Annotated in this window: 10 protein-coding genes; 2 read left to right on the top strand and 8 right to left on the bottom strand. The window is 72.7% G+C overall.

Annotation, left to right across the window (positions count from 1 at the left end; genetic code table 11):
- Nucleotides 1-22: 22 nt before the first annotated feature.
- Genes BEK98_RS12180 through BEK98_RS12195 form a run of 4 tightly spaced genes read right to left on the bottom strand, consistent with a single transcriptional unit; the run spans nucleotide 23 to nucleotide 5679 of the window.
- Nucleotides 23-1747 (bottom strand): FAD-dependent monooxygenase, encoded by a 1725-nt coding sequence (locus tag BEK98_RS12180; RefSeq protein WP_167444143.1) that lies wholly within the window; start codon nucleotides 1745-1747, stop codon nucleotides 23-25.
- Between the two features lies 1 nt (nucleotide 1748).
- Nucleotides 1749-3581: an acyl-CoA synthetase gene (locus BEK98_RS12185; RefSeq protein WP_094216469.1), complete on the bottom strand. Its 1833-nt coding sequence runs from the start codon at nucleotides 3579-3581 to the stop codon at nucleotides 1749-1751.
- Nucleotides 3578-4555: a fumarylacetoacetate hydrolase family protein gene (locus BEK98_RS12190; RefSeq protein WP_094216470.1), complete on the bottom strand. Its 978-nt coding sequence runs from the start codon at nucleotides 4553-4555 to the stop codon at nucleotides 3578-3580. Before BEK98_RS12190 ends, BEK98_RS12185 begins: the two co-directional genes overlap by 4 nt.
- Complete coding sequence (locus tag BEK98_RS12195) at nucleotides 4552-5679, bottom strand: VOC family protein (protein WP_208643090.1); 1128 nt, start codon at nucleotides 5677-5679, stop codon at nucleotides 4552-4554. The genes BEK98_RS12190 and BEK98_RS12195 overlap by 4 nt, the downstream gene beginning before the upstream one ends.
- Nucleotides 5680-5816: 137 nt before the next feature.
- Between BEK98_RS12195 and BEK98_RS12200 the strand changes: the two genes are divergently transcribed.
- Together BEK98_RS12200 and BEK98_RS12205 are read left to right on the top strand one after the other, a co-directional pair.
- Nucleotides 5817-6467 (top strand): TetR/AcrR family transcriptional regulator, encoded by a 651-nt coding sequence (locus tag BEK98_RS12200; protein WP_094216471.1) that lies wholly within the window; start codon nucleotides 5817-5819, stop codon nucleotides 6465-6467.
- Between the two features lie 43 nt (nucleotides 6468-6510).
- Entirely contained in the window at nucleotides 6511-7137 is a 627-nt protein-coding gene (locus BEK98_RS12205) for a TetR/AcrR family transcriptional regulator (RefSeq protein WP_094216472.1), read from the top strand.
- Nucleotides 7138-7218: 81 nt separating this feature from the next.
- Here the strand turns inward: BEK98_RS12205 and BEK98_RS12210 are convergent, their stop codons facing one another.
- From BEK98_RS12210 to BEK98_RS12225, 4 genes are read right to left on the bottom strand one after another with little or no spacing between them, the layout of a single operon-like run.
- Nucleotides 7219-8361 (bottom strand): macro domain-containing protein, encoded by a 1143-nt coding sequence (locus tag BEK98_RS12210; RefSeq protein WP_094216473.1) that lies wholly within the window; start codon nucleotides 8359-8361, stop codon nucleotides 7219-7221.
- 58 nt (nucleotides 8362-8419) lie between these two features.
- Nucleotides 8420-9091 (bottom strand): RES family NAD+ phosphorylase, encoded by a 672-nt coding sequence (locus tag BEK98_RS12215; protein ID WP_094216474.1) that lies wholly within the window; start codon nucleotides 9089-9091, stop codon nucleotides 8420-8422.
- Nucleotides 9091-9864, bottom strand: a complete 774-nt coding sequence (locus BEK98_RS12220) for a hypothetical protein (RefSeq protein ID WP_208643086.1) — start codon at nucleotides 9862-9864, stop codon at nucleotides 9091-9093. The genes BEK98_RS12215 and BEK98_RS12220 overlap by 1 nt, the downstream gene beginning before the upstream one ends.
- On the bottom strand, nucleotides 9861-13394 hold the full coding sequence (locus BEK98_RS12225) for a CHAT domain-containing protein (RefSeq protein WP_094216475.1): 3534 nt from the start codon (nucleotides 13392-13394) through the stop codon (nucleotides 9861-9863). Before BEK98_RS12225 ends, BEK98_RS12220 begins: the two co-directional genes overlap by 4 nt.
- Nucleotides 13395-13414 lie beyond the last annotated feature (20 nt).

Genomic DNA, 13414 nt, shown 5'->3' on the forward strand with positions numbered 1-13414 from the left:
CGGGGGCCCGCTGTTGTCGGCCTCAGTGGTGAGCGCCCCGGACGCGGTCGATGACGTAGTGCGGGTCCGCGGGCGGGGTGTCCCCGCGCCAGGCGACATGCTGGTCGGGCCGGATGAGGACGAGGTCGCGCTCGTAGAGGGCCCGGGCGTGGGTGTCACGGACGTCGACGACACCGAGAGGGACGTCGCGCTCGGCGGCGGCCTCGGTGAGTGCCGTGACGTCGTGGTCGGCGAAGCGCAGCAGGGTGAAGCCGCGGTGGAAGAGGTCGAACAGGGCGCGGCCGTCCGAAAGGTGCAGGCTCGGTGGGCGGGCGCCCGGCCAGGTGCTGGGCGTGTACGCGTCCATGGTCTGGCGTGGAGCCCGGCCGCCGGGGTCGGGGCAGACGACGGGTGAGGTGTCGTAGCGGTAGCCGAGTTCGATGCCGAGTGCCTCGTTCTCCAGGTTTCCCAGGTCGGCGATCTCCCGGCCGAGCCGGGCGCGAGCGCGCGCTCCGAACCAGCGTTCGCTGCGTACGGCGGTGCGGTGGGCGGCCTTCACCGCTCCCCGTACGACACTGTGCCGGGCGGCGGCCTCACGGTTGCGCAGGGCCACGGACCGGCGCTCCTGTGCGTAGGCCCGCAGCAACCCGGGTGTCCCCCAGCCCTGGAGCACCGCCGCGAGCGCCCAGCCGAGGCCGACCGCGTCGCCGACACCGGTGTTCATGCCGTAGCCGCCGGTGGGCGGCACCTGATGGACGGCGTCCCCGGCGAGCCAGACCCGGCCGCGGCCGTACCCGTCGGCGACGGTGAGTCTCGGCGTCCAGGCGTTGGCCACCAGGACGTTCATCTCGAACCTGCGGCCGAGGCGCTCGTACACGAACTCCCGCGGGTCGATGCGGTCGGCGTCGGTGCCGATGCCCAGCGGGGCGTGCAGCGTGAAGGTGTCGCCGTCGTTCTGGGAGATCAGCGTCCAGCCCTCCGGGGACTGGAGGTGCCAGACGTGACCGCCGAAGCGCCGGAAGATCTCCCGGTCCGGTGTGGTGAAGTGGACGAGGTGGATACGGCCGTCCATGGGACGTTCGCGGGTCGCCGTGAAGGCGCGCCCGAGCATCGCCGCCGTACGTCCGAGTCCCAGTTCCCTGACGAGCATCCGGCGCAGGTCGATCTCGTCCAGGCCGATGCCGAGCCGTCTGCGGGTGCGGCTGCCGGCGCCGTCGCAGCCGGCGAGGTACCGGGCGCGGACGGTACGCCGTCGGCTCCCGTCCGCCGACACCAACTCGGCCGTCACGCCATCGGTGTCCTGCTCGAAGCTCTCCAGCGCCCAGCCGTACTGCACCCTCACGTGGGTGGCGCGGGCCTCCAGCAGGTCACGCAGCGCCGGTTCGAGGATGACCTGTGAGACCCGCATCCAGGGTTCGAGGGGAAGGGTGCCGTCGTCGCGGTCGCGGATCGTCTCGCGCATCTCGTCGACGCTGGGGTAGTCGAAGGAGGCCAGCTCCCAGCCCACCGCGCTGGTCGCCCACGTGACCTTGGTGCGGTGGTCGGCCGGGACGGCGATCTTGCGCAGGTCGTCGGCGACGCCGAGGCGGCGGTACAGCTCCATGCTGCGGCCGTTGGTGACGTCCATCTTGGGGTGCCGGGTGGTGGCGGTGTTGCGCTCCACGACCAGGGCGTCCACACCGTGGTGCTCCAGCTCCATGGCCAGCGTCAGCCCGACCGGCCCCGCGCCGACGACCAGCACCGGCACGGTCTCTGCCGTGGCGGGCATGTCAGTCATCTCCCCGGTCCCGGGTGACGATGCGGCACGGTACGGCGAACTCGCCGACCCTGCGCTGCACTTCGGCCGTGTCGGTGATCCCGGCGCGCAGCGTCACGGTGACCGTCACCGTCCCCGAGCCGGCGTCCGCGCCGACCTCCGCGAGGTCGTCGAGGACCTCGGCCAGCACACGGCGGGTGGCGTCCGCGCGCAGCGGGAGCTTGTACGGCTTGCCGACCGCGGTGACGGGCAGCGCGTCGAGGACGCGGACCGCCTTGGGTGCGGCGGCCGCCTCGCTGACGTGGGCGGCGGCCCAGGCCCGCAGCTCGTCCTCGCCGACGGTGCCGTCGGCCAGGGTCACATAGGCCACGGGGATCTCGCCCGCGCGCCGGTCCGGCTGCCCGACGGCCTGGGCCCCGGTCACGGCGGGGTGCGCGAGCAGCGCGTCCTCGATCACCCGGGGGTCGATGTTGTGGCCCCCGCGGATGATCAGGTCCTTTGCCCGTCCGGTGAGGTGGAGGAAGCCGTCCTCGTCGAGGTAGCCGAGGTCGCCGGTGTCCAGCCAGCCGTCGGTCACCTTGCCCTGGCTGCTGATCCGGAAGCCGTCGGCGCCCTTGCCCTCGACGTACCCGGGGAAGACGGCGGGACCGCTGATGAGGACGGGGCCGATCTCGCCGGGCGGCAGGCCGTGCCCGATCCTGATGTGCTGGTACGGCAGCCGCTGCCCGACCGAGCCGGGCCGGCGGACGTCCAGGAAGCCTCGCGCGCTGGCGCACGTCGCCTCGGTGAGCCCGTAGCCTTCGAGCAGCGGAATCCCGGTCGCCGTCTCGAAGGCGGTGCGCACTCCGTCGGGCAGCGCGGACGCGCCGACCATCGCACAGCGCATCGAGCCGATGTCCGCCCCGTCGACCGGACAGGCGGCCAGCACCGCGTACACCGTCGGTACGGCGCTCATCGTGGCGATCCGGTAGTGCTCGACGATGCGCCAGAAGTCCCCGTAGAGCGCGGGGTCCCGGTAGCCCAACGGGCCCGCCCAGACGACCTGTTGGCCACGGAGCAGCGGCGCGAGCAGGGTCACGACGAGCGCGTTGACGTGGAACAGGGGCAGCGCGGCGAAGACGACCGAGTCCTGGTCCAGTACGGAGTTGGCCGCGATCATCCAGGCGTCGGTGATCTCATTCGCGTGCGTGTGGGCCGCGAGTTTCGGGGCCCCGGTCGTGCCGCCGGTGTGGAAGAAGGAGGCCAGGTCGGTGCTGGTGGGCGGCTCGCCGAGGAAACGGTCGTCCGGGCAGCCGGCCAGGGCGTCGTTCCGGTCCACGGCACCGGTGGGCCGGAGCACCAGCACATGGTCCACCAGACCCTGCCGCGCCAGCTCGGCACCGGTCTCGTACGCCTCCGGGTCCAGCTCCTTGGAGGCGGTGACGATCACGCGGGCGCCGGCCCGGCGGATCAGCTCGGTGACGTGGTCCCGGGCGAGCGCCGGGTTGACGGGCGTCACGATGCCGGCGAGCTGGGCGGCCAGGAGCGCGGTGATCAGCTCGTCGCAGTTGGGCGCGAGCAGGGCGACGGTGTCATGGCGGCGGACGCCGAGCCGGTGGAGGGCGTTGGCCATCCGGTGCACGTCGGCGAGCAGGTCCGCGTACGTGCGGGAGGTGGGCGAGCGCCAGGACGCGGCGTCCGGGAGGACGGTGACCGCGGTCCGCTCGGGCCACTGCCCGGCCGCCCGCCGCAGCAGGTCGTACGAGGTCCCGGGCAGCCCGCGCTCGGCCAGCGGTGTGGCCTCGATGGCGGCCAGGTCGTCGGGGTGGTCGTAGCGCGGCCACCCCACACACAGGTCGGTGGTCACGCGAACCTCACCTTGTTCTGCTGGGTGCCGAGGTCGATGGCTCCGTCGGCGGTGCGGATGGACAGTTCGAGGACGTCACCGTCGTGGAGGTACTTCTCGTTCCTCTGCTGGGAGTTGAAGAACGTCCTCCACTTCACCGCAGGAGGAAGGAGTGCGGCGATGATCTCCACCGGTTTCGGGGGCGCCTTGAGGGCCGTGCCGCCGGGCGTGCCGGTGAGGACGAGGTCGCCGGGGGCGAGGGCCTGGAAGCGGGAGAGTTCCCGCAGGGCCTGCAGCGGGGTGTAGATCATGTCGGTCAGGTCGCTGTTCTGGCGGACCTCGCCGTTGACCTTGAGGACCAGCCTGAGGTCGGCGAGGCGGTCGAGTTCGTCGGCGTCGAGCAGGACCAGGGCGGGGCCGACCGGGGTGAAGGTCGGGTAGGACTTGGCCTCGTAGAACTGGGTCTTGGGCAGTTGTACGTCGCGTGCGGAGACGTCGTTGGTGATGACCAGGCCCGCGATGTGGTCCTTCCAGCTGGCCTCCGTCACTCGGGTGCCGACGGGCAGGGGGCGCCCGATGACCAGGCCCAGCTCGATCTCGTAGTCGAGGAAGCGGACGTGGCCGGGCCGCACGATCTCGTCGTACGGGCCGCTGATCGAGCCGGACGTCTTGCGGAAGAAGGTCAGCGGCACGGTGGCCGGGTCCATCCCCGAATCCCGCACATGGGAGACGAAGTTGGTCATCTGCGCGACCACCCGGCACGGCGCGGTGACCGGGGAGACCAGCGCGAGTTCCGCGATGGGGCGGGACTCGTCCGCCGACGTGCGGGCCGCGTGGACGGCGGCCACGTCGGCGAGCAGGTCGGCGGTGCTGGTCGCGGGGGTCTCGACCCGTACGGCGCGGTGTTCGTCGAGCGCGACCCACCACGCTCCCCCACTCTCGGCTTCGCTCGAGCGGGAGGGACCCCCAGCCGTACGGAGGACGGAGATGCTCATGAGGTTGCCACCTTCAAAAGGCCGCGCAGGCGTTCGAGGTCGAACTCGTTGTCGTCGGATCGGAGGGCGGAGATGACCGAGCGCAGCTCGGCCAGCGACTCGCGGCCGGGGGCCACGCCCAGGAAGTCCTTGGTGGCCGGCGGCCCCCACTGCGCGAGCCCGGAGGCCGTCATGGGGGCCCAGCCGGGCTCCAGGGTGGAGTCGAACATGTCGCTGTCGGCGAAGTGCTCGACCAGGAAGCCGTCGGGGTCGCGCCAGTAGTCGAAGATCTGGCTGCCGAGGATGTGCCGGCCGATCCCCCACGAGCGCCGGTAGCCCTCGTCCAGCAGGTGCTCACCGCCTGCGGCCATCGCGTCGAGGTCGGTCACCTCGTACGCCGAGTGCACGTACCGGTCGGAGGGCCCCAGCGTCAGGGCCAGGGTGTGGTGGTCGGTCGGCGTGCCGCCGCGGTCACAGCGGATGAAGCTCATGGTCGGGCCGCGGTCGCGCTGCCCCTCGTAGTAGAGGAAGTCGCTGACGATCAGGCCGAGGTGCTCCAGGTACCAGTTCAGGGTGCGCAGGTAGGTGGTGCTCTGGAGGACCACGTGCCCCAGACGTCGTACGCCGGCCGGTTCCCGTGGCGGCCGCTGGGTGTCGTTCATCCGGTCGAGGTCGCCGCCGAAATTGAGCCGCTGCGGCCACTGCCCGGGCAGGGCGGCCAGCTCGTCCTGGTCGGCGACGACACGGACCCGCAGTCCGCCCGGGTCGGTCAGGTCGACGACGGACCCGCCGAGGGTCTGGGGCAGCGGATGGACCCGGGTGCCGACGGTGTCGGCCAGTCGCAGCAGGTCACGGGTGTCGGCGGCGCGGAAGGCCGGGCCGAGGAACCGCGACCTGCGGCCCCTGCGGATGATCACGCAGGGCGCGCCGGCCTGGGTGCCCCGCAGGTGCAGCTCGTGGGTGTCGCGGTACGACGTGACGAAGCCGAAGGCCCGCGCGAAGTCCTCGGCACGGTCCAGGTCGGGCTTGAGGAACTCCAGCCACGCGATGTCGTGGACCTTGATCACCGGGTTCGCGGCCCGGCCCGGATGCTCTCCGGGGAGTGCGCCCTGCTCGGAGTGCAGGTCGTTGTGCGTCCCGTGCACAGCCACGGTCACCACCTCCTGAAGAAAGCTTCACTTTCGAAGCTGACGTCAGTCAATAGAACTGAAGAAATATTCAAGAAACAGGGAACAGCGACTAGAGTGCGGGTGAAGCGTGTACGGGTGGGATGGAGGATGCGATGGCCGAGAAGACCGCACTGCGGCGCGTCGACCGGCGGAAGGCGCGGACGCGCACCGCGCTGGTGTGCGCGGCACAGCGGTTGCTGGCCGAGCGGCGGACCGACGTCCCCATCCTCGAGATCACCGAACTCGCCGACATCGGGGTCGGGTCGTTCTACAACCACTTCGACAGCAAGGAAGACCTCTTCCGGGTCGCGGTCGAGGAGGCGCTGGAGTGGTGGGGCTCGGTGATGGACCGCCTCACCGCGGACATCGAGGACCCCGCGGTCGCGTACGCCCAGAGCTTCCGCATGACCGGCCGGCTGCACCGCCGCCACCCGGAGCTGAGCCGGATCCTGCTGAACCACGGACTCGAACTGGCCCGGTCCGAGCGCGGGTTGGCGCCGCGCGCGTTCCACGACATCCGTGCCGCGGTGGACGCGGGCCGCTTCGAGGTGGAGGACCTGGACCTCGCGCTGGCGGTGACGGCGGGCGCCGCGCTGGCACTGGGCGCGCTGCTGCACTCGCAGCCCGACCGCGACGACGGCAAGTCCGCGGACCTGGCCGTCCGCGGCCTCCTGCGCCAGTTCGGCATCCCCGCCGACGAGGCCGAGCGGATCTGCTCGCTCGACCTGCCGGACCTCGATGCCGTGGACACCCTGGTGGGCTGAGCCGGCCCCCTGCCGTCGCGCCCCGCCCCATTAGAGTGGGGGCATGACCAGGGGGAATCCGGAGCGGAAGCAGCGTGCCAACGGCGTGGAGTCCCGCCGCCGCATTCTGGACGCCGCGGTGGAGATCTCGGGCGAGCGCGGGTACGAGGGCACGTCCATCGCGGCGGTCAGCGCCAAGTGCGGGCTGCCGGCCAGCTCGATCTACTGGCACTTCAAGGACAAGGACGACCTGATCGCCGCGGTCATCGAGCGCAGCTTCGAGACCTGGCTGGCGGCCGTCGAGCTGCCCGGCGACGAGGCGGGTACACCGCTGGAGCGGGTCACCGCCATGGCGGCGAACGTGGCGCGGTCGCTGGCCGCCACCCCCGAGTTCCTGCGCCTCGGGCTGATGCTCGCCCTGGAGCGGCGCCCCAAGGAACCGCAGGGCCGGACGGTGTTCCTCCAGGTCCGCGGGATCGCCCACCAGAGGACCGGCGACATGCTCAGGACACTCTTCCCCGAGCTGGACGAGGACGCCGTACGCACGCTCACCACCTACGCCATCGCCGGCGCCGACGGACTGTTCGTCCACCAGGAGATCAACGCGGACGCCGGCGACCTGGTGGAGATGTTCGAGCTGCACGCGCGGCTGGTGTACGACGCGGCGGCGCGGTTGGCGGCCAGGCCCTGATCACCTTGCCGTCCTCGTAGCGAGGGAACTTCGGGCGGGCGGGTTCCCCCCTCGCACCCGCCCGCCCGGCCCCCGCGCCGCTCAGGCGGAGCGCGGGTCCTCTCCCATTCCATCGGGTCGACCGGGCGTCCGCCGGTCGTGCGGCGGGCGGATCCCGGCGGGTATGCGCTCCACGAGCGCCGCCGCAGCGGGCGTACGCACCACGAAGTGGACGTCCCACCCGGCCCCACGCGCCAACTCCGCCTCCACGGCGGCCCATAAGGCGGCCAGACTGACGTCGTACGGCAGTCCGCCGCGGCCCGAGCCGAGCAGCGGGAAGCACACCGAGCGCAGCGGCGGGTCGAAGCGGTCGTGCTCCTCCGCCAGGACCGCGAGAGCGCGGGAGGCGGCCCGGGTGATGTCGGACGGCAGCACGTCGTAGTCGTTGGTCCCGGCCCGGGGGACGGCGACTGCCGCGTGGTAGATCCGCCGTACGCCCTGTCCGGCCAGGGCCCCCGCACCGGTGGCGGCCACCGTGCCGGGCAGCACGGCGCGCCCCGAAGTGCCGTGCCGGGAAGCCCACTTGGTCAGCTCGTCGTGGACCGGGTCGTCCAGGACGTCACCGGTCACACCGCGCACCGAGGCCGCCCGGCGCAACGAGGCGGCGACCGACGACTTGTACCGCTCGGGCAGTGCGAAGTGGACGTTGGACGGGGAGACGACCACGTCCACGTCGCGCAGCAGGTCCACCGGATGCACATGGAGCGTGAGCGTCACCGGCCGCTCGCCGGCCCTGACCCGCACGGTCCGGTGCGTGCCGACGCCCTCCTCGGCCACGACGGCTCCGGGTTCCGCGGCCGCCTCCGCCGCCAGCCGCAGCACGTGCTCGGCGACCTGTCCGAGGACCATCACCTCGTGGTCCTTGCGGAACCGCTCGACGCTCACCCCGTACACCGAGGCCGCCCTGGCCCGGCGGGAGGACGCCGGCCAGTCCCGGGTGCCCTGGGCCAGCCCCAGGGTGTACTCGGCTGCGGTGCGCAGGGTCCCGGCGTCCAGGCGCGTCACGGCGAGCCGCAGCAGCGTCTCGACGGCCGCGCCGGGAGCCCGGGCGCCGGGCGCGGTCACCGTCTGCGCCACCGACTCCAGGGCGGGCAGCTCCCGCCCGCGCAGCCTCACCAGTCCGGCGCGCCTGACCTCCTTGAGTTCACGGAGAAGTGACGCATGGTCAGGGAGGGACGATGCCATGCGCCCACGATGACATCACGCCTCGACCACCGACAAGCGGGACGGAACGGTCCCCACATCACTGCCACACGGGCTCCGAGATGACCGCCCGCAGCGGTTCGAGGATCTCGTTGGCCTTCTTCATGCCCTCCTGGGAGCCGAGGTCGGGGATCCCGCCGTCCCGCAGCACCTCCAGCGGCCCGCCGTCGCAGTGCGCGAAGCGATCGTGGAAGAGCACCAGGGCGCGCTGGGACCGGTTGCGCCGGGACTCCCAGATCAGTCCCATGGCATCGGGTGCCTGCGCCCGGATCTCGCTCGACCAGCGCCGCGCTGTCGCGTAGTTGCTCTCGTCCTCCAGGAGCGTGGAGTCCTGGCAGACGGCGGCCAGATCCCTCCCGTCGACCAGGGAGACCAGGGTCAGCTCGCACCGGGTGCGCAGACCGCTCAGCGACCGTCGCCACACCGCGCTGTACGGGATCCGCCGCGTGCCGGCCGGCAGTTCGAAGGGCCGGGAGCGCAGCACGCTCTCCGCGAGGGCGGTGAGCGGGGTGTCCGCCACGTACAGGCTGTGGTACGGATCCAGCACCGTGCCCTCGAAGCGGCCGCCGCCGAAGTGGATGTCCGCGAGCTTCGGGCTGAACTGGTCCGGCGCGTACTTGGACTGGTGCACCCGCCACAGCTCGGTGCCGGCCGGGATCACCAGCCGGTTGGGGCGCAGCTCCAGCTCGATCATGGGGAAGAAGTCGCTCATCAGTCCCCCTCCACCAGTGCGGTGGCCGCGCCGACCAGCCGATGGTCCGGCAGCCGGCCGAGCAGCGACGCGGGCGTCCCGCCCAGCCAGGTGTTGCCGCTGAGCCACCAGGCCGCGGCTCCCCAGGGGTCGATGTCGGCGAGGAGCAGCCGGTTGACCTCGAGGACGACCTCGCGCGGGGTGCCGCTGCCCTCGGTGAACTGGAACTCCGGATAGCGGTCGCCGTCCCGGGGATCCCGCAGTCTGATCAGCTCGGGGGGCGGCGCGCCGCCGCAGCGGACCCGCGCCTCGTCGGCCGAGAGGGCCGGCGCGCCGAGCAGCAGCCGGTCCTCCTCGGGCGCGGGGCCGTAGGCCGGTTCGGGGGCGGTGTCGTAGGCCGGTTCGGGAGCGGTGCCGGACGCCGGGTCGGGTGCGGTGCCGTACACCGGTTCGGGCGCGGGCGGCAGGGCCATCAGCAGGGCCAGCAGCTCGCGCGCCCCCACCACGGCCGTCGGCTCGGGGGGCGCCGCGACCTGCCGTAGGGAGTCCAGTGCCCTGTACACCGGATGGTCCAGCGGCAGGCGCAGCAGGGCCAGGCGAACACCCTGGCACGCCCTGCGCACCGCCCTGTCGTCATCGGCGTCCGTGGCCGCGAGGGCCTCCAGCCGGGTCAGCAGCGTGGCGTACTCCTCGTCGTCGAGCGTCTCGCGGATGGTGTCGTGATGCTCGCCGATCAGGGCGAGCAGCTGCTCCATCAGACCGCCGGGGCCGTCGCTCGTACCGCCGCCGTTCATGCGTTCTCCCCTCCGGTGGCTGTATCCGTCTCTCTGCTGGTTCCGGTCCTCGCCGCTCCCGGATGCCCCTGGTGGATGAAGGCGGCCCAGAGCGCGATCCGGTCGAGATCGGTGCGTTCCAGCTGCCGCAGCAGTTCGCCGCCGAGCGAGCCCGGGTTCGTGCGGTGCGGGTCGAGCATCCACAGCTGTGCCGCCCTGAGCGCGTCGACGGGGCTGAGCCCCTCGACGGTCAGGTGGTGATGGAACACCGCCATCAGCAGCGCCGACGCGCTGTCCTGGGTCGTCCACCGCGATCCGACGACATCCCGTGCGCCACCCGCGACGAACGCCGTGGTGAGGGTCAGCGCCTCGTCGTGGTCGCGGGTGCTCAGATCGGTCTGGCAGGCACTGAGGACGACCAACGGCCCGTCCTCGGCGGCCTGTTGGCCCGGCCGGTCGAGGAGCCGGGTGACCGTCAGCAGGCCCGGGCCCGCTTCTTCCGCCGACGTCCCCCCGGTGTCCTCGGGGGCGGCGAGATGCAGCGCCGAGACCGTGGGACGTGTGCCCGCCGATCCGTGCGAGGCCACGTGGAGCAGCGAGGTCTCGTCGGCGAGGAACCCGAGGACGTCTTCGGGTGTGCCGGGGGCCAGCTCCTCCTCGGGTACCTGGAAGAGGCCCCCGCACATCCGGGCCTGCCGGTAGAAGGCGTCGCGCAGGGCGATGACCTCGACCTCGGCGTGCGTCAGGTCCATGGTCGGGTCGGCCAGCAGGACGGGTGCGGCGGCTGGTTCGCGCGGTGCGCGCTTCAGTGTCCGCAGGAACTGGCTGCCGGACGCCGCGTAGCTGATCACGGCGGTCTGGCAGAGGTGGTCGTGGGGCGCTTCGGCCGGGAGGCGCGCGGCGTGCCAGGGGACGATGCCGAGCCGCCCGCAGGGCACGAGGACGAGTCTGAGTGGCCGGTCGCCCGGGTCTCCGTCGGCCGTGAGCCGCTCGCCGACATCGGTGAGGAGGGGGGCGAGCACCTCGTAGGCCCAGTCGCAGAGCGCCGAGAGGGCTTCTTCCCAGGCCTGTTCGGCGGACGGGTCGTTCCGGCTGCCGTCGCGTACGGCGGTGGCGTCGAGGTAGTGCTCCAACGGGCCGCTCTCGGCGCCGGACAGGAGCGACCGTACGCCCACCCCGGCTCCGAGCTGCGGCCCCACCGCGATCACCACGCCGGGGTTCTCGCCCTCGCCGGGGACCAGGTAGACGAGCGCGTCGGCGCCGCTCTCCTCGACCCCGTCCGCGAGTTCGCTCAGCGTGGGCGTGCTGAGCAGGCTGCCGTCCCGTCGGTAGCCGAGGGCTTCGAGGGCCTGGCGACGCAGCGTGCTCGGCAGCTCGTCGGGTACGCCCTCGTCGGCGGCGTCGGGGCCCCGGGTCGCGTCGACCGCCCGCCACGCCTCGGCGAGTGCGTGGTGGCCGCCCGCGTCCAGGAGTTCCGGCACGGCCGACGAGGTGGACGCCGCGTGCAGCACCAGAGCCCGGCCCAGTTCCAGCGCGGCCACGGCCTCGTGCAGCCGGCCCTGCGAGGCCGCCCACAGGGCAGCCTGCACACCCCTGCTCGCCCCGGCACGGGCCGTCAGCAGTCCGTGTTCCGCCCCGGCCTGGAGGAGGACGTCGGCGGCGAGCGCCGTCAGCGCCTCCTTGGCGGCTTCCAGGGCGGCGATGTCCCGCACGTCGTCGTTGCCGACACCGCGCTCGCGATAGGCCATCGCCAGCTGCCACAACGCCTCGGCGGCGATCCGCGGCGCCCTCCCCTCCCGGACGCCGTCACGGACCAGCTCCAGCTCGCCGATCAGCCTGTCGAGGTCCGCGCGATCGCGGGTGAGGCTGTAGCGGAGGGCTACGGAGAGCGCGGAACGGTGCAGGTCCTCCGTGGAGGCGCCCGGAGGCGGGGGGACGGGGTCGTGGTCCTTCGCCGCCGCCGTGTCGCGGGTGAGCGCCGCGCGCAGCAGGTCGATGTCCGGGAGGTACGGCACGGGGAGCTCGTCGGCGAACGGGAGACCGCTCTCCTTGATGCCGGACATCCCCTTCTCGAGGTACGGCAAAGACCGCAGCATCAGCTCCTCGTCCCTGGTGAGGGCACCGAGCCTGCCGTAGGCCGCCCCCAGGGTCATGAGGACCACGAAACGGAACGAATGACCTTCCGGTACGGACTTCTCCAGCGCCTCGGCCTCGTCCACCACGTCACGCAGCGCCTGGACGTCCTCCGCCTCCCCGGCGTCCCTGACCCGGCTGTACAGCAGGAACGCCCGGCCCCAGACTCCGGGATCCCCCATGCCCGGCGGCAACGATCCCGCGAGCTTCTCGAAGTGGCCGACGATCCGCTCCATGTGGGCACGGCCGGCCGACTGGTCCTGGAGCGAGCCGCCGGCGCCGGAACTGATGTTGAGCAGCAGCGCCCTCATGGCCTCCATGGCGGAGGTCGGGTCCGGCCCCGGGGGCGGCAGGTCCTGCACGGAGTACAGCCTGCGGAGGAGTTCGTTGATCGCCCCGGCGGGATCGTCACTCTTCAGCGCACCGTCGAGGCCGTCCGTGGCGGCGTTCACCGCGTCCATGGCGGCGGCGAGCCGACGGATGTCGTCGGCGGTGAGCGTGGGCTTCGGATCCGATGGGGGATCGGAATCCGCGGAGGGAGCAGGGGCGGTGGACGGATCAGGGGCCGTAGCCGGATCAGGCGCCGTGGACGGATCAGGAGCCGTGGACGCTTCAGGCGCCGCAGACGGACCCGGGGCCGCAGACGCATCAGGCCCCGCAGCCGGACCAGCGGCCGCAGCCGGCTCCGCGTCCGCGGTCCTGCCGGCTCCCGTCGCGTCCGTCTGCCCGCCCGTGGGGGTTCCGGTCGTGCCGAACACCCCGTCCATCGTCTTCCGGAACAGATCCGCATAAGGATCCCCGGCGGGCATCATGTTCGTGATCGGGTCGAAGTACCCCGGCCCGGGCGAGGTCGTGAAGAGCGTCTGCATCTGCCGCAGCTGCCCCAGGAACTCCGGCGGCAGGGGCAGCTCCACCACCTCCGCGGTCAGCTCCTCGATCTCCGCCGCGACGCTCGCCATCCCGGCCGGCCCCACCCGGGTGACCCACTCGAGGAAGGCGGAGAGGTCGGGCGCCGCCCCGAACCCGCCCCGCTGCGGCTGTATCGGCGAGATGAGCGGCAGCAGGAACAACGCAGCCCACCGCCGGTCCTCCTCGGTCGCCGTCGCCCCGAGCGCCGTACCGGGGTCCCGCGCGTCCCTCAGCAGCGCCTCCGCACGCTCCCGGTCCGCGGGCTCACCACCCCCGGCGAGGTGCCGCTGGGCCAGCGCGCCCGCCAGCCATACGCCGACCGCGCTGCGCAGGGCGGGGTCGTGGTCCAGCAGCCTTGCCAGCTGGTCGAGTTCGGTGACCGACGCGTCGTAGGCCCGCGGCGCCACCGCACCGGCCCCCATGGCCGGGATCAACCGCTTGACCCGCTCCGCCGCGTCCTCGGCCCACGCGCGCAGCCCCCGTACGCCGCCGCTCTCCTCGTCGCTCATCGGCGCCCTGCCTTTCCGGG

The sequence above is a fragment of the Streptomyces diastatochromogenes genome (genome assembly GCF_002242805.1).
GTDB classification, from domain to species: domain Bacteria; phylum Actinomycetota; class Actinomycetes; order Streptomycetales; family Streptomycetaceae; genus Streptomyces; species Streptomyces diastatochromogenes.